The following is a 16566-nucleotide window of genomic DNA, read 5'->3' on the forward strand; positions in this document are numbered from 1 at the left end:
TTAGGAGGTAAACGGCATGTCCATTACAATAAGCATTTTGGATCAAAGTCCGGTCTATCCGGGCGAGACCACAACAGAGGCATTCGCTCATACGGTAGCTCTGGCACAAAAAGCAGAAGCGCTTGGCTTCCGCCGGTTCTGGGTATCGGAGCATCATGATTCCGAGTATGTAGCGGGCTCTTCGCCTGAAGTTCTGATCTCCTATTTGCTTGCACGCACGAATCAAATCCGCATTGGCTCCGGCGGTATTATGCTGCAGCATTACAGCCCTTATAAGGTAGCGGAGAACTTTCATGTTCTCGCATCGCTTGCCCCTGGCCGGGTTGATCTTGGCGTAGGGCGTGCCCCGGGCGGACTGCCGCGCAGTACGCAGGCGCTTCAGCGTAACCTCGTAAACCAGCAGTCGCTTACGGACAAAATCATTGAGCTTCGCGGCTACGTGGATGGACGCACCGATGAGGAAGGACCGCTTGCCGGACTGAAGGCGACGCCGATCCCGGCTGTTGCACCGGAGCTGCATGTGCTGGGTGCTTCTGCTGACAGCGCAGAGCTGGCTGCAAGCCTTGGCCTGCCTTATGTATTCTCCCTCTTTATCGGAGGAGACGAGCAGGCGGCTATTGATTCGGTTATTAAATACAAGAATGCCTTTAATTATGAATTTGGATCTGCCCCGCAAGCGATTCTGGCACTCTCTGCAATCGTCGCGGATACGGATGAAGAAGCGGTCAGCCTGATTCCTCCGCAAAAGCTGGTGAAAGTGCATTTGGCCAGCGGGCGCAAGGTCACCCTTGGCACGGTTGAGCAGGCGGAAGCCTATGGCCAGCAAGCCGGCGAGCCGTACACGATTGAAGAGAAAGAGCCGCTTATCGCAGCAGGCTCGAAGGAAAAGGTGCGCAGCAAGCTGCTTGCCCTGCAGGAAGCTGCAGGGGTAGATGAGTTTATTGTAACAACCAATATTACGCCGTTCGAGAAACGGATCCGCTCTTATGAGCTGCTGAGCGAGGCGTTTGCCGAGGTAACGGCTTAACCGTTTGGCGCAGGAGGTGGACAAATGAGTAACGAAACAAGGACCCGCAGCGCTGCTGCGCTGTCAGGCCGTTTGACCGATATCCGCAGGGAGCTGCACCGGAATCCGGAGCTGTCCCATGAGGAGTTTGAAACAACCATTCGAATCCGGAATTGGCTTGAAGCAGCCGGTATCCGGATCGCGAGCTACGCTCTGAAGACAGGCGTCATCGCGGAGATCGGAGCGGGCAAACCCGTTATTGCGCTTCGGGCTGATATCGATGCGCTGCCGATTCAGGAGGAGACGGGCCTGCCGTTTGCTTCGGCTGCCCCGGGCAAGATGCATGCCTGCGGACATGATTTCCATACGGCAGCGATTATCGGAGCCGCTTACTTATTGAAGGAACGCGAGCATGAGCTTAAAGGCACTATCCGGCTGATCTTCCAGCCGGCAGAAGAGAAAGCGAAGGGCGCGCGGCAAGTTATTGCCAGTGGGGCATTAGAAGGTGTGCAGGCGATATTCGGCCTCCATAATAAGCCGGATCTGCCCGTTGGCACCATTGGCATTAAAGGCGGTCCGCTTATGGCGGCTGCCGACGGTTTTGTTGTAGAAGTAGCAGGGCACGGCTCTCATGCGGCCGTTCCGGAAGCCGGTAATGATCCGGTTGTAACGGCATCCCATATCGTGACCGCGCTGCAGTCGATTGTCAGTCGTAATGTAGGAGCGCTCGACAGTGCCGTTATCAGCGTGACGAAGCTGAACAGCGGTACCGCATGGAATGTCATACCGGAGAAGGCTGTGCTTGAAGGCACCATTCGCACTTTTGATCCGGACGTCCGCCGCCGGGTGCGTGAACGGTTTGATCAGGTAACAGCGGGTGTTGCCGCCGCTTTTGACACAACGGCAGTTGTCCGCTGGATTGAAGGTCCTCCTCCGGTTCATAACGATGAAGGACTGGCTGAGCTGGCCTGGCAGGAAGCCGAGCAATTGGAGCTGCTTCCGGTCAATCCTGTACCTTCGCTGGCAGGAGAAGACTTTGCGGCTTACCAGCAGCTGGTGCCGGGGCTGTTCGTCTTTATAGGAACGGACGGACCAAGAGAGTGGCATCACCCTGCATTTGATCTTGATGAACGCGCGCTGCCGGTGGCAGCTGATTTCTTTGCCGGAACGGCTATTCGGGCACTTGAACAATTTGCGGCTGAGGAACCGGTCTAGTACCGGGAAGCCCATAACATGGAGGGATTCGAATGAGTGCAATCGATATTCAAGCCTACCTGGATACGCATCTGGAGCTGACTCAGGCGATCGCAGGATTAGATGATGTTCAGCTGAAATGGAAAGAAACCGAAGCGAAATGGAGCGTAACCGAGGTGCTCTCTCATTTGGCCGATCACAATATTGTCGTGTCCTTCCGCATTCGTGACATCCTAGCGGATACGAAAGCCCAGCTTCCTGCTTTTAATCAAGACCTTTGGGTGTCAGGTCAGCATTCCAATGACGGCAATGCATCCGATATTTTGAACGCGTTCTGGGCGCTGCTGCAGTACAACGGCCTGCTGTTTGGCCGGCTGAGCGAGCAGGATCTGGATAAGACGGGCATTAACTTCAAGGGCGAAACAGTCCGTGTCCGTGACATTATTCAAGGCTTCACGAAGCATGTCCATCATCATCTGGGGCAGATCGACAGGATCAAAACAGCTTACCAAGCGCACAGCAAGGTAGCTCAAGGAGGCAATGTATAATGGCGGCACGCAAACAATTAAAGCTGGGCGCGATGCTTCATGGCGTCGGCAGCAGCACATCGCTTTGGAGACATCCGGAGATTCCATCCGATGCAAGCGTGAACTTCGAGCTTTACAAATCATGGGTGGAGAAAGCCGAGGCAGGCAAGTTTGACTTGGCGTTTATTGCGGATGGTCTGTATATTAATGAAAAATCGATTCCGCATTTCCTGAATCGCTTCGAGCCGATCACCATTCTAAGCGCGCTGGCCGCAGTCAGCAAGCGTATCGGTCTTGTTGGCACGCTGTCCACTTCGTACAGCGAGCCATTTACGGTTGCGCGCCAGTTCGGTTCGCTTGATGTGATCAGCGGCGGCCGTGCCGGCTGGAATATCGTTACTTCCCCGCTTGAAGGCTCCGCTCTGAACTACGGCAAGAAGGAGCATCCGGATCATGACAAGCGTTACCGGATCGCGACGGAATATCTGGAAGTGACGCGCGGCCTCTGGGATTCCTGGGAGGATGATGCTTTTGTCCGCGACAAAGAGTCCGGCGTATTCTTTGATCCGGCCAAGATGCATGCGCTGAATCATGAAGGCGAGTTCTTCTCGGTGAAAGGCCCTCTTAACATTGCCCGCTCGAAGCAGGGGCATCCGGTTATCTTTCAGGCGGGAGCATCCGAAGTTGGCAAGGATTATGCGGCGAAGCATGCGGATGCGATCTTCACCGGCCATGATTCGGTTGAAGACGCGGCCGCGTTCTATCAGGACGTGAAGCGCCGTGCGGCGGCATTCGGTCGTAACCCGGACAATGTTCTGGTCTTCCCGGGCATCGGTCCGATTATCGGCAGCACGGAGGAAGAGGCGGAGCGCAAATATCAGGAGGTTGTGGACCTCGTATCGGCGGAAAATGCGCTCATCTACATGGGACGATTCTTCGAGCATCATGACTTCTCCCAATACGATCTGGACGCGCCGTTCCCTGAGCTGGGAGATCTCGGCCGCAACAGCTTCCAAAGCGGTACGGACAAGATCAAAGCGAATGCGAAGGAGAAAGGTCTGACGCTCCGTCAGGTGGCCTTGCAGGTTGCAACACCCCGTCCGATCTTCATCGGTACACCGGAACAAGTAGCAGGCCGGGTACAGGAATGGTTCGAAGCCGGTGCCGCAGACGGATTTATGGTGGGTTCCTCGGTGCCGCACGGGCTTGAGGATTTTATTGAACAGGTTGTTCCGATTCTGCAGGAGCGCGGTTTGTTCCGCACGGAGTATGAAGGTGATACGCTGCGCGGCAATCTTGGCTTGCCGATTCCGGCTAACCGTTATGCGAAAGCGGCTGAGCACGTTTGAGCCTGAGTACAAATAAGGAAGCAATAGCTGAGATGCTGGCGTATGCAGGCTCGCTGCATGAGGAGCTTGTCGCGATTCGCCGCGACCTGCACCGCCATCCGGAGCTGCTGTACGATACCGATCGTACAGCGGCATTGGTCGCACGGCTGCTGCAAGAATGGGGGATCGACGTCCAAACAGGCGTCGGCCCCCATTTTGGCAAAGGTGTAGTTGGGGTGCTTCGCGGCGGACTGGAGGGCGACCGGTCGATCCTGCTGCGGGCGGATATGGACGCTCTACCCATTACGGAATTAAATGATATTGATTATAAATCCGAGATCGATGGTGTCATGCATGCCTGCGGCCATGATGCCCATACCGCTATGCTGCTTGGCGCTGCTAAGACGCTTTCGGCCTATCGGGACCACTTCGCCGGTGAAATCCGGTTTGTCTTCCAGCCTGCCGAGGAAGGGGCAATGCGAAGTCCGCTTGACGGACGCCTGCTCTCCGGCGGGAGGGATATGATCGAGGCGGGAATACTTAATGGCGTTGACCGCTGTTATGCCCTGCATGTATGGCCGGAGCTTGATGCGGGAACCATCGGCATCCATCCGCATTATGCGATGGCGGCCTCTTCCCATTTCCACGTGACGTTTCATGGGACAAACGGGCATCACAGCTCGCCTCATCTTGCGGCGGATGCCATTCAGATGACGGCAGCCTATATTGCCGGAGTGAATGGCATGATGGCGAACGGTATTGATCCGCTGGAGCAGGCTGTACTAGCATTTGGAACCGTGCGTGCTGGCACGGTGATTAATGCAATTGCCGAACAGAGTGTCATTACCGGGACATTCCGTGCCTTCAGCAAGCAGACGGTTGCTGCCATTACGGCAGGTCTGGAAAGACATGCACAAGCGGTGTCTCTTTCCTACGGCGGCTTCTACAATATTGCCCTTCGCGAGGGGATTGCCGTCGTGAATGACAGCGATGCGGTTGAAGAGGTTGTCCGCGCGGGTGCAGCCGTGTTAGGAGAAGAGAATGTGCTGAGGCAGCCTACGCCAAGCCTGGCTGGTGAGGATTTCGGCTGGTACTTGGACCAAGTGCCGGGAGCCTTTATTTTGCTCGGCTGTCGTAATGAATCGCGTGGATTTCAAGATGGACTGCATCGTCCCAAGTTCAATCTGGATGAAGCGATTCTGGTTCATGGAACCAGACTGCTTGTTCAGCTTGCTGCCGGATCATAGAGATGGGGAAACACCGATCGCCATTGGCTTTTGGTGTTTTATTGCTTTTATAGCTTAACCCATAGATGATTACTAACTGTCGATAGAAGACATTTATATGATATTGTGCAGCCGGAAGCCGGGTGTTAGAGTATTGCCAAGATTAATCCCTATTAAACAAATGGGATAAACGTAATTTTGAGACAAACAAATTTGGATAAGGGTGGAGTGTATATGTCGAAGAAAAGAGCGCTGAAATTGGGAGCTATTATTCATGGTGTTGGAGGAAGCAGCTCAGGCTGGAGACATCCCGATATTCCGGCGGATGCAAGCGTCAATATCGGCTTCTATAAGCAGCAGGCTCTTAAGGCAGAAGAAGGCAAGTTCGATTTCCTCTTTATTGCAGACGGTCTGTACATTACGGAAAAATCCATCCCTCACTTCTTGAACCGCTTCGAGCCTATTACGATTCTGTCGGCACTTGGCGCCGTTACATCCAACATAGGCCTTGTGGGAACCTTATCGACTTCGTATAGCGAGCCGTTTACGGTAGCACGTCAATTCTCGTCCATCGATCATATCAGCGGCGGCCGCGCAGGCTGGAATGTCGTTACTTCCCCGCTTGAAGGCAGTGCGCTTAATTTTGGAGGCAAACCGCATCCCGAGCATAGCGAGCGTTACCGGATTGCAGAGGAATATTTGGAGGTCGCGAAGGGCCTTTGGGATTCCTGGGAGGACGACGCTTTTGTCCGTGATAAAGAAAGCGGTGTGTTCTTCGATCCCGAGAAGCTGCACCGGCTGAATCACCAAGGCGAGTTCTTCTCCGTGCAAGGACCGCTCAATATCGCAAGATCGAAGCAGGGCCAGCCTGTTGTCTTCCAGGCAGGATCATCTGAAAGCGGACGTAATCTTGCCGCTAAGACAGCGGATGCCGTATTTACGGGCCCGGAATCGATCGAGGATGCGAAAGAGTTCTACCGCGATGTGAAGCGGCGTATCGCAGACAATGGCCGGAATCCGGAGCATACGCTTATTTTCCCGGGCATCGGACCTATTATCGGACGCACGCAGGAAGAGGCGGAAGAGAAGTACCGTCAGATTGCGGATCTGGTGACGATCGAAAAGGCGCTCGACCACCTGGGAAGATTTTTCGAGCATCATGACTTCTCGCAATATGAGCTGGATGCACCGTTCCCGGATCTTGGCGATTTCGGCTCCAACAGCTTCCGCAGCACAACCGACCGGATCAAGCGCCGCGCCAAGGAGCAAGGGCTTACGCTTCGCGAAGTCGCTCTGCAAGCGGCTACTCCGCGCAATGCTTTTATCGGAACGCCGGAATTTGTAGCCGATAAGGTACAGGAGTGGTTTGAAGAGGAAGCGGCGGACGGGTTCATTATTGCATCGGCTACACCACGCGGGTTGGATGATTTTGTCGAGCTGGTTGTACCGATTCTGCAGGAGCGCGGGTTGTACCGTACCGAGTATGAAGCAGATACGCTTCGCGGCAATCTTGGCATTCCGGTTCCGGAGAACCGTTATACAGCAGCTCGCAAACAAGCCGGCGTTACTGTTAACTAACCCATTAGGAGAGATACCATGAATAGAAGCAGATTCGTAAGAAGACCATTCCAAACTTCGACTGCCTTGCTGCTGGTACTAACACTGTTGCTGTCAGCATGCGCGTCGAATAAGGGAAGCAACAATAACAGTGGTCAGCCAGCAGCGCAGCAATCTGATGCGCCAGCTGCAACGGAAATCAAGCAAGGGGGAGTGCTCACTTACGCGCTGGCCACTTCGCCGGATTCGCTTGATCCTCACCGCAGCGGGCTCGCTGTTGCCGTGCGCGTCATTCGTACGATCTATGATTCGCTGGTTGTACAGCTGCCGGACAATTCCATCAAGCCTTGGCTTGCCACCTCATGGGCAATCTCGGATGACGGATTGAGCTATACCTTCAAGCTTCGTCAGGACGTGAAGTTCCAGGACGGTACCCCGTTTAATGCAGAAGCGGTCAAATATAACTTCGACCGTATTCTGGATCCGGCTACGAAAGCGGCCAATGCGGCTGCCTTGCTCGCACCGTACCAGTCGTCGGAAGTCATTGACGAGTACACGGTTAAGCTGAACCTGGCTACTCCGTCACGCGCTTTCCTTGGCAATCTGAGCCAGGCGCTGCTTGGTATCGTATCCCCGACGGCGGCGAAGAAGGACGGTGACCAGTTTGGTCTGAATCCGGTGGGTACGGGACCATTCAAGTTTGTGAAATGGGAACAAAATGCGGAAATCCAGGTGGCGAAAAACGCTGACTATAACTGGGCGCCGGAGCTTGTAACGAATACCGGTGCGCCTTATCTGGACGGTATTATCTTTAAGATTGTGCCGGAAGAAGCCACCAGGATCGGCAGCGTGCAAAGCGGCCAGGTATTGGCGGCAGAGACGGTTCCTCCGCAAAATATCGTTGCCTTAAAAGGCGATTCAAAAGTTCAGCTGCTTGAAGCCAATACGGTTGGTCTGCCTTATACGCTGTTCTTCAATCAGGAGCATGCGCCTTGGAACGATGTAAAAGCCAGACAGGCGGTACAGCTGGCCGTTGATGTCGACAGTATTGTGAAGACCTTGTATCTGGGTACATATGACCGTGCATGGTCGCCGCTTACACCGGGCACCTTCGGCTATGATCCAACGCTTGAGAATGGCGTGAAGCCTGATCTGGAGAAGGCGGGAGCGCTGCTTGACGAGATTGGCTGGGTAAAAGGGGCGGACGGCATCCGGGAGAAGGATGGCAAGAAGCTTACCTTGCATTACGTGGACGGAACGCCAAACCGCGAGAAGCGCAACGATATTGCGGTTATTATCCAGCAGCAGCTGAAGGCGCTTGGCATTGCCGTTGAAGTGGAGATTACGAAGGATGTCCGGACGGTTGTCTACACAAACGGCGATTATGATCTTTATGGCAACAGCCAGGTGAACTCCGATCCAAACGCGCTGTATCCGTTCTATCACACAACCGATCCGAAAGCCCAAAAGTCGCTCACTCGTTTATCCAATCCGGAGATCGACAAGCTGCTTGAGCAAGGACGCGTAGAGACGGATGATACCAAACGCGCGGACATTTATAAGCAAATTCAGCATTATATTATCGACCAGGCTGTCATTCTTCCGATTTACGTATTCCCGTATACGGTAGCAGCGGATAAATCCGTGCAAGGACTCGTGTTTGATTCGCTTGGGTACCCGTTGTTTAACGGAGTCTCGATTAGTTCTTAAATCTAAGGGAGGCGGCTCGCCATGTTTATAGTCGGACGTATTCTCTCCTCCTTGCTAGTCATTGCGGGCAGCTTGGTGCTAGTATTCGCGATTCTGTATGTGCTCCCCGGCGACCCGACGGACAACATGATTGATCCGTCGGTTGCCACAGCCGAACAGATAGCAAATCTGAAGCAACAGCTTGGTGTTGATCAGCCCTTCTATATTCAGTTCACCCGGTATATAAGCGATATGGTGCGGGGAGATTTCGGGAACTCTCTACTGAATTCCGAGCCGGTATTGGATAAAATACTGGAGCATTTCCCCGCAACCCTGGCGCTGACGGCGGCAAGCGCGCTGGTCTCGATTACGATCGGCCTTGTCCTCGGCGTTCTGTCCGCTATTCACCGTAATGGCCCTATTGATTTTATTGCCCGCCTCGTCGGATTGTTCGGCATCTCGATGCCGACCTTCTGGTCGGGCATTCTGCTTATTGTGCTGTTCAGTCTGCAGCTCGGCTGGTTTCCTGCTATGGGCTCTGACGGATGGAAGACGATTGTGCTTCCGGCGCTCACGCTTGGCATAGTTGGGGCTGGCTTTATTGTAAGGATGGTGCGGAGCAGCATGCTGGACATTATCGATGAGCATTTTATGCTGACGCTGCGTTCCAAGGGATTATCCGAGCGGGCTGTTATGTATAAGCATGCACTGCGCAACGCGCTGATCCCCGCGGTGACGATGATTGGCATGCTGATTGGAGAGATGCTGGCGGGCACGGTTGTTATCGAGACCGTATTCTCCCGCCAAGGTATTGGACGGATTATCGGAGATGCGTTAATGGCGAAGGATTTGCCGGTTGTGCAGGGCGTTATCTTTATCACCGCAGTGATCTATGTCCTGGTGAACCTGCTGGTCGACTTGTCCTATTCGGTTATCGATCCGAGAGTAAGGCGCTCTGCGTGAAGAGAAAAGGAGAAAGGAGCTGAGAACCTATGCGTGAAGCGGCTACGGCAAGTACGATCTGGTACAAACGAAACCGCGCTGCGGCAATCCGTTTCAAAAGACTGTCGGCGAACAATCTGTTTCTGATCGCAGCGGCTGCAGTTATCTTGTTTATCGCTGCCTGCGCGGTTGTACCGTCCTTCATCGCACCCTATTCCCCTACCGAGATGTTAACGGACAGCATTATGCAGCCGCCTAGTGCTGCGCATGTGTTCGGGACGGACTATTTTGGCCGGGATATATTCAGCGTTGTTGTATATGGCAGCAGAGATTCCCTGTTTATCGGTTTCGCTTCCGTTCTTGTCGGTGGGCTGGCAGGCGGAGCTATTGGCGCTTTGTCCGGTTATGCGGGAGGCTGGATTGACGCGGTGCTGATGCGCTTCAACGACATTCTGATGACAATCCCGGGCATTCTGCTTGCGCTGGCTATCGCGGGCGCGCTTGGCAAAAGTCTGTTTAACATTGTGCTGGCCGTGGCCGTAGCCTCGATACCGGGTTATGCGCGTATTATGCGTTCCCAGATTATGAGTATAAAAGGGCGGACGTTTATTCTGGCCTCACAGGCGGCCGGCGCTTCACCGCTCCATATTTTCTGGAAGCATGTACTGCCAAACTCCCTTTCACCGCTTCTTGTTATGGCGACTATCGGCATAGGGACGTCGATTCTTACCGGTTCGGGTCTTAGCTTCCTTGGTCTTGGCGTTCTGAAGGAAGTGCCGGATTGGGGAACCTTGCTGTCTCAGGGACGCGGTTATTTGACGGTTGCCTGGTGGATCTGTACCTTTCCGGGTCTTGCTATCACGATGTTTGTACTGGCTGTTAATATGATCGGCGACAGGCTGAGAGATCGTCTTGATCCGAAGAGAAGCGCGAGATAGGAAGGGGGAACCGTATTGGAAGCTTTGTTAGATATCCAGGAGCTGTCTGTTGGTTTCCGGACGAAAAACGGCCTGCTGGAGGCCATTACGAATATATCCTTCTCGATACAGCCTGGTGAAACGGTATGTCTCGTTGGCGAGTCCGGCAGCGGCAAGACGGTTACTTCCAAGGCTATTATGCGGCTGATCGATTACGAGAACGGCTCGATCACCCGCGGAAGCATAGTCCTGCGGGGACGGGATATTGCAACGCTGCCTGAAGCAGAGCTGCGGCAATTACGCGGGAAACGGGTGGCCATGGTCTTCCAGGAACCAATGGCTGCGTTTGACCCCGTCTTCACGATCGGGCAGCAAATTGTCGAGACGATTATGCAGCATGAGCGAGTCAGCCGGCGTGAAGCATGGGACCGGGGGATAGAGCTGCTCAGCCGCGTTGGGATACCGGAGCCTGCGATCCGCATGAAGCAATATCCCGGCGAGCTGTCCGGCGGCATGCTTCAGCGGGCCATGATTGCGATGGCGCTCTCCTGCAGTCCGGAACTGCTCATCGCCGATGAGCCAACAACGGCCCTGGATGTGACCATTCAGGCTCAAATCCTGAAGCTGCTCCAGGAATTACAGCAGGAGCTTGGGATGTCTATTCTCCTTATTACTCATGATCTTGGCATAGCCGCCGAGATGGCGGATCGTATTGTCGTTATGTATGCCGGCCGGATCGTCGAGCAGGGTACAGCGGCAGAGCTGTTTGCGAGGCCGCGTCATCCGTATACGAGAGGACTGCTGCAATCAATTCCGCCACTGGACAGTGTAAGGGGAGAACGGTTGTATGCGATTCAGGGGTCTATTCCCTCATTAGCAGCGCTGCCGGTCGGCTGTTTGTTTCATCCCCGCTGCGAGTATGCGACGGAGCGCTGCAAGGAGGAAGCACCTCCGCTCGTTGAAAGCAGCGGCAGCGGCGTGGCCTGTTGGCATGAGGAGCGGGTTGCCGCTGCAGTTGTTAAGGCAAGTCATTCTAACTCTATTCGAGTTCGAGTGGAGGAGCTGCTTGAAGGGAATTCAGTCGATGCTGCCTCCCGCAAGGACAGCGAGATTCTATTTGAAGCAGAGCATCTGCATAAATATTATCCGGTGAAGCGTAAAAGCTTTACCGCTCCACGTACGTTCATCCGGGCGGTAGACGATGTTTCGTTCTCCATTCGGAGAAACGAAACGTTTGGTCTCGTAGGCGAATCGGGCAGCGGCAAATCTACGCTTGGCAGGATTCTTTTACAGATGGAGCAGGCTACTTCGGGGAAGGTGCTGTTTCAGGGCAAGGATTTGACCGGACTTAACGGCCCGCAGCTTCGTCCGTTAAGGAGGGATATGCAGGTCATCTTCCAGGATCCGTACGGCTCCTTGAACCCGAGATGGACGATTGGCGACAGCATTGCAGAGCCGCTTAAGGTGCATGGCGAATGGTCCGCCAATGAGCGCCGGACACGCGTAGAGGAGCTGCTGCAGCTGGTTGGCCTGGATCCGTCGAGCTCCGGCAAATACCCGCATGAGTTCTCCGGCGGCCAGCGGCAGCGCATCGGCATTGCCCGGGCAATTGCGCTGAGCCCAAGCTTTATTCTTGCCGATGAGGCGGTATCCGCCCTTGATGTGTCGGTTCAGGCGCAAATCGTAAATTTGCTTCAGGAGCTCCAGCAGAAGCTTGGGCTGACTTATTTGTTCATCGCGCATGGCTTACAGATTGTAAGACATATTTCGGACCGGATCGGCGTTATGTATCTAGGCAAGCTTGTTGAAATTGCACCTAGTGATGAATTGTTCCGCCAGCCTGCTCACCCTTACACGAAGCTGCTAATTGAATCCATTCCGCAGCCCGTTCCGGGTCAGCATAGCAGCTCTGCCTTTATCCAAGGCGAAATACCGTCGCCGGCCAATCCGCCAAGCGGCTGCCGGTTCCACCCCCGTTGCCCGTTCGCAACGGAAAGATGCAGGAAGGAGCAGCCGGAGCTTCGCCCATTGGGCGAGGATCGTTTTGCGGCTTGCCACTATACTCTTATATGAAGCAAATGGAGCAGCAGGAGCCGGCGGCTTCCTATCCGGCGTTCTGGCCGGTGCTGGCAGCTATATTTATAGGTTCCTTTGTCGGGATGTATCATGTTGTTTCCCTTAACGTATCACTCCCCGGATTTATCCGGATATTTGACACAGAGCTGCAGACAGTCCAGTGGATGATGACGGGTTTTACCCTGGCCAGCGGCATTGTAATTCCAATAAGCGGTTATGCCATGGAAAGGTTCGGCTGCAAGCGGGTGTTTCTATTCGCAATCGGCGGAATTACAATCAGCTCGTTTCTATGTGCTCAGTCTTGGAATATTGAGGCACTAATTGCCTTTCGTATTATACAGGGATTATTCTGCGGGCTTATCCAGCCGGTGTCGCTCGCTTTAATTTACCGGTCGATCCGGGTGGAGAAGCAATCCTTTGCCCTTAGCGTATGGTCATTCTCCACGGTGCTGGGGACGGCCATCGGCCCGTCGCTCAGCGGCTGGCTGCAAAGCTTTGACTGGCATCTTATTTTCCTGATTACCGTACCGGTTGGAATCGTAGCGTGGATTGTAGGTACGGTTGTGCTTCCAAAGGATTTGGCCAACGTTTCCGCGAGATTGGATTGGCCCGGATTGCTGCTCGCAACGGCGGGAAGCCTTGCGCTTCTTCTGCTGTTCGGTAATATGAACGTTTGGGGCTGGGACAGCTTGCTGACCTGGACCATGCTGGTAGCCGGAGTTGGCTGCTTTGTTCTCTTTGTTTGGCAGGAGCGCCGCAGCGATCATCCTCTATTGCAGCTTCGGCTGCTGCTTAACCCGAGGTTCGCATTAAGTCTTATGGCATCGCTTATCTTATCGTTTGGCCTCTATTCGGTGGTTTATTTCATGCCTTTGTTATTAGTCGAGATGAAAGGCTTATCTCCGTTCCGGGTTGGTCTTTTGTTCCTTCCCGCAGCGGGATGCTTAACGGTCGCCACGTTTGCCGCGGGCAGGTGGTATAACAGAGTCGGACCGGCAAAGCTCATTATGATCGGCTGTTCGATCTTGGTCGTAAGCACCTATTATTTCAGCCGGATGCCGCCGGAGACCAGTCTGGTTGCCATTATGATCTGGCTTGCCGTCCGCAATACCGGCACGGGTCTTGCCTCAACGCCTGCAACTAATGCGAGCATGTCGTCTGTTCCGCAGGAGTGGATCGGACATGCGTCGGCTTTGCTGAATTGGTTAAGACAGGTGTTCAGTGCAATGGCGCTAGGGGTATGTACCTCGATGTTTTACTGGCGGATGGGGATACATCAGGCGGAAGCAGGCGGCGTAGGAGAGGGAACTAGCCAATACCGCCTTGCTTACATGCATAGCATTCATGATGTTTTTCTCGTATCAAGCATCATAGTGGCCTGTGCAATTCCAATTGCGCTGCTGCTTGGCAGACGAATGACGGCGTCGCTAACGACACCGAAGGAGAGTGAAAGCTTATGAAATTTATATGGTTCAGCCTGGTTATGAATTTGATGAATCCGGTGACCGGCGAACGGTTTACAACAAGCGAGAAGATTGAAAATATAATCAAGCAGGCGGAACTTACGGAGAGGCTGGGCTTTGACGGATATGGGATCGGGGAGCGGCATGGAGCCCCATTCCTTTCTTCGTCGCCGCCGCTGCTGCTTACCGCGATTGCGGCAAGAACCTCCCGTATCCGACTGCTTACGGCTGTAACCGTTCTTAGCGTGCTCGATCCGGTAAGGGTGGCTGAGGATTATGCGACACTTGATCACCTGTCCGGCGGAAGGCTGGAGATGATTATCGGGAAAGGCAATGATCCCCGGCATTATCCGCTGTTTGGCATCACGGAGGAAGAGCAGTGGAATTCGTTGGAGGAGCGATACGAATTGCTGCGGCGTTTATGGCAGGAAGAGGAGGTCACTTGGCAGGGCCAGTACCGTCCGCTGCTTCATCAGGTGACCACGCAACCAAGACCGCTGCAGAATCCGATTCCGATCTGGCACGGGAGCGCGTCGAGTACCCGGTCTACCGAGCTTGCTGCCCGTTACGGCGAGCCGATATTTTCCTCGAACAGCTTCCATCCGCAGGCGAAATATAAAGATCTGATCGATCATTATCGCGAGAGGCTGGCTTTCTATGGGCATGATCCGCAGAAAGCGGTAGTTGGTGCCGGTGCAGGCAGCTTATATATTGCGAATACGACGGAAGAGGCTATCAAGCGGTATCGCCCCTACTACGAGGCATTCCAGCGACGGCAGCTGCCCAGCATAATCAATCGCCGTTTACGTCATTGGAAGACAATATCGCCAGAGGTCCAAGCTTGATCGGAAGTCCGGAGCAGATTATTGAGAAAATATTAAACTATCAGGCGGCCTTCGGCCATCAGGTGTTGTCCCTCAGTGTAGACGGCTTATCCGAAGCAGAGCAGCGCGAGCAGATGGAGCGGTTCGCTGCGGACATTGCCCCCGTGCTGCGCCGGGAAGTGCCAAGCACCGTGTGGGAGGAGCAAGGGAAGGGAATACCGGTATAACCCTTTTTATGAATAACGAAAAGCCCCTATCCCAGGATAGGGGCTTACTGTTGTTTCCGCTAGCCGGTTTAAACCGGCTCCTCAGCTTTATCGAATCCCCGCAGTAGACTCCCTGACAAGCGGTTTCGTAAAGATATGCGACACTTGATAAGGCTGTTCCGGATCATTAATTCTAGAGAGAAGCATTTCTGCAGCCTTCACGCCCATTTCGTTGCTGTATATATGAACGGTTGTAAGATGGGGCTCGACAATCATTGACTCCGGCCCGTTATCGAAGCCGCAGATTGCGACATCATGAGGAACGGAGATGTTCTTGTTCTTAAGCACCTTCATGAAACTGACGGCAATAAAATCATTGGCACAAATAAAGGCGGAAGGCAGGTTCTGCATCTCATTGAGGCGTTCCTCCAGCCAGGTCGGCTTAGAAAAGAAGAGGCGGTCATCGTCTACTATACATTGGCCAAGATCAAGCGGTATTCCGGCTTCGCTGAGAGCACGGTTGAATCCCAGCCAGCGTTCATTAAAGCTGAGACAGTGGTTATAATCCCCTATAAATCCGAAGCTGGAATATCCGCTTGCGATCAGCTTCTTTGTAAGCTGATAGATACTGTGCTGATTTTCCATCAGAAGAATATCCGCTTTGAATTCGGGATAACATACCGTGGAAGCGCAGTCTATAAATATAGTAGGCACGCCAAGGCTTGTAATAATTTCGCTATAAGCCGGGTTAAACATTTCAATACAGATAATGCCGTCTACATTCGATACATCGAAATTGTTAGGCAGCGATAATGAGTCCTGATCCATTTCTCTAATAATATGAAAAGACAGATTATAGCCCTCGGCGCTGATCCGCTTCTCCAAGCCGCTGATCAGCGTTGAGCCGAAATGGGAAGTATTCGGAAGATTAGCCGTCAATAACGCGATATTCCCTGAATTTTTGGATAAAAGCTGCTCGCTCTCCAGATAAGAAAATTGCTTGTATTTTAACTCAATGGCTTTTTTGATTACTTTATTGCGTGTTTCCTCCGGAATTTCACTTCTGCCATTTAATGCCTTGGAGGCGGTATTCCTGGATATGCCAAGCGCGTCGGCGATATCTTGAATGGTTACTTTTTCCTTTGTCATGCAGGTTTGCTCACCTCTTGCGATCTTTGTTCTCCTATTAATGTGATTTTGTAAACCAAATTCATTCATATAGGTAACACAAATGTATAATAGTTTGCGACAAATAGCAATGTAAATCTTACAAATGCACAATTATATTTACAAATGTATCAATTGAATATGGTCATAAGTAATTTAAAATGTGCAAAATAAGTGTGTAATTCCTTTTGGGGATGATATATTACTTAGACTTTTATTGAATCCTTCGTCCTATTTCCAATTAAAACCAACCTTATGTCAAAAGTGAAGGAGTTTTTATTTGATTTTTGAACAATTTAACTTTCCAAATGCGCAATTTATTTTTTACAAAATGTATTGACGTTTGCATGGTCGTTTGATAAATTGTAAATGCAGCAAGCAAACAAAAAGGCTAACAATGAAAGCCCTTACTGCACAAACATAGAACACTTTTGTAAATGGACG

At 52.9% G+C, this 16566-nt stretch carries 12 protein-coding genes and 1 pseudogene; 12 read left to right on the top strand and 1 reads right to left on the bottom strand.

From position 1 onward, the window contains the following. The first annotated feature begins 16 nt into the window (after nucleotides 1-16). From BM200_RS09455 to BM200_RS09510, 12 genes and pseudogenes are all read left to right on the top strand, one after another. The gene (locus BM200_RS09455; RefSeq protein WP_091184350.1) at nucleotides 17-1027 is read left to right on the top strand and encodes an LLM class flavin-dependent oxidoreductase; all 1011 of its coding nucleotides are present in this window, start codon (nucleotides 17-19) and stop codon (nucleotides 1025-1027) included. A 24-nt stretch (nucleotides 1028-1051) separates the two neighbouring features. Beyond that, nucleotides 1052-2221, top strand: coding sequence for an amidohydrolase (locus BM200_RS09460; protein WP_091184352.1), 1170 nt, complete (start codon nucleotides 1052-1054; stop codon nucleotides 2219-2221). A 32-nt stretch (nucleotides 2222-2253) separates the two neighbouring features. Further along, complete coding sequence (locus BM200_RS09465; RefSeq protein ID WP_091184355.1) at nucleotides 2254-2748, top strand: DinB family protein; 495 nt, start codon at nucleotides 2254-2256, stop codon at nucleotides 2746-2748. Then, nucleotides 2748-4076, top strand: coding sequence for an LLM class flavin-dependent oxidoreductase (locus BM200_RS09470; protein ID WP_091184357.1), 1329 nt, complete (start codon nucleotides 2748-2750; stop codon nucleotides 4074-4076). The genes BM200_RS09465 and BM200_RS09470 overlap by 1 nt, the downstream gene beginning before the upstream one ends. A gap of 32 nt (nucleotides 4077-4108) precedes the next feature. Further along, nucleotides 4109-5302 carry a M20 metallopeptidase family protein gene (locus tag BM200_RS09475; RefSeq protein ID WP_175532814.1) on the top strand — a complete coding sequence of 398 codons (1194 nt, stop codon included), beginning with the start codon at nucleotides 4109-4111 and terminating at the stop codon, nucleotides 5300-5302. 213 nt (nucleotides 5303-5515) lie between these two features. Continuing rightward, nucleotides 5516-6859 (top strand): LLM class flavin-dependent oxidoreductase, encoded by a 1344-nt coding sequence (locus BM200_RS09480; protein ID WP_091184361.1) that lies wholly within the window; start codon nucleotides 5516-5518, stop codon nucleotides 6857-6859. A gap of 18 nt (nucleotides 6860-6877) precedes the next feature. Then, the gene (locus tag BM200_RS09485; RefSeq protein ID WP_091184363.1) at nucleotides 6878-8548 is read left to right on the top strand and encodes an ABC transporter substrate-binding protein; all 1671 of its coding nucleotides are present in this window, start codon (nucleotides 6878-6880) and stop codon (nucleotides 8546-8548) included. Between the two features lie 21 nt (nucleotides 8549-8569). Beyond that, on the top strand, nucleotides 8570-9490 hold the full coding sequence (locus BM200_RS09490; protein WP_091184364.1) for an ABC transporter permease: 921 nt from the start codon (nucleotides 8570-8572) through the stop codon (nucleotides 9488-9490). A gap of 29 nt (nucleotides 9491-9519) precedes the next feature. Then, the gene (locus BM200_RS09495; protein ID WP_091184367.1) at nucleotides 9520-10407 is read left to right on the top strand and encodes an ABC transporter permease; all 888 of its coding nucleotides are present in this window, start codon (nucleotides 9520-9522) and stop codon (nucleotides 10405-10407) included. A gap of 15 nt (nucleotides 10408-10422) precedes the next feature. Beyond that, nucleotides 10423-12459, top strand: a complete 2037-nt coding sequence (locus tag BM200_RS09500) for an ABC transporter ATP-binding protein (RefSeq protein WP_091184368.1) — start codon at nucleotides 10423-10425, stop codon at nucleotides 12457-12459. Beyond that, nucleotides 12438-13922 (top strand): DHA2 family efflux MFS transporter permease subunit, encoded by a 1485-nt coding sequence (locus tag BM200_RS09505; protein WP_245772963.1) that lies wholly within the window; start codon nucleotides 12438-12440, stop codon nucleotides 13920-13922. The genes BM200_RS09500 and BM200_RS09505 overlap by 22 nt, the downstream gene beginning before the upstream one ends. Beyond that, nucleotides 13919-14976: pseudogene (locus tag BM200_RS09510) on the top strand (LLM class flavin-dependent oxidoreductase). Before BM200_RS09505 ends, BM200_RS09510 begins: the two are co-directional and overlap by 4 nt. 87 nt (nucleotides 14977-15063) lie before the next feature. Here BM200_RS09510 and BM200_RS09515 read toward each other — a convergent pair. Beyond that, nucleotides 15064-16104, bottom strand: coding sequence for a LacI family DNA-binding transcriptional regulator (locus BM200_RS09515; RefSeq protein ID WP_091184373.1), 1041 nt, complete (start codon nucleotides 16102-16104; stop codon nucleotides 15064-15066). Nucleotides 16105-16566: the final 462 nt, after the last annotated feature.

Source organism: Paenibacillus catalpae, from assembly GCF_900112695.1.
Lineage (GTDB): Bacteria > Bacillota > Bacilli > Paenibacillales > Paenibacillaceae > Pristimantibacillus > Pristimantibacillus catalpae.

Bases quoted from the DNA above. Each gene is read 5' to 3' on its own strand.
- BM200_RS09490 (WP_091184364.1), top strand. From the start codon at position 8,570: ATGTTTATAGTCGGACGTATTCTCTCCTCCTTGCTAGTCATTGCGGGC.
- BM200_RS09485 (WP_091184363.1), top strand. From the start codon at position 6,878: ATGAATAGAAGCAGATTCGTAAGAAGACCATTCCAAACTTCGACTGCC.
- BM200_RS09460 (WP_091184352.1), top strand. From the start codon at position 1,052: ATGAGTAACGAAACAAGGACCCGCAGCGCTGCTGCGCTGTCAGGCCGT.
- BM200_RS09515 (WP_091184373.1), bottom strand. From the start codon at position 16,104: ATGACAAAGGAAAAAGTAACCATTCAAGATATCGCCGACGCGCTTGGC.
- BM200_RS09475 (WP_175532814.1), top strand. From the start codon at position 4,109: ATGCTGGCGTATGCAGGCTCGCTGCATGAGGAGCTTGTCGCGATTCGC.
- BM200_RS09470 (WP_091184357.1), top strand. From the start codon at position 2,748: ATGGCGGCACGCAAACAATTAAAGCTGGGCGCGATGCTTCATGGCGTC.
- BM200_RS09480 (WP_091184361.1), top strand. From the start codon at position 5,516: ATGTCGAAGAAAAGAGCGCTGAAATTGGGAGCTATTATTCATGGTGTT.
- BM200_RS09455 (WP_091184350.1), top strand. From the start codon at position 17: ATGTCCATTACAATAAGCATTTTGGATCAAAGTCCGGTCTATCCGGGC.
- BM200_RS09495 (WP_091184367.1), top strand. From the start codon at position 9,520: ATGCGTGAAGCGGCTACGGCAAGTACGATCTGGTACAAACGAAACCGC.
- BM200_RS09465 (WP_091184355.1), top strand. From the start codon at position 2,254: ATGAGTGCAATCGATATTCAAGCCTACCTGGATACGCATCTGGAGCTG.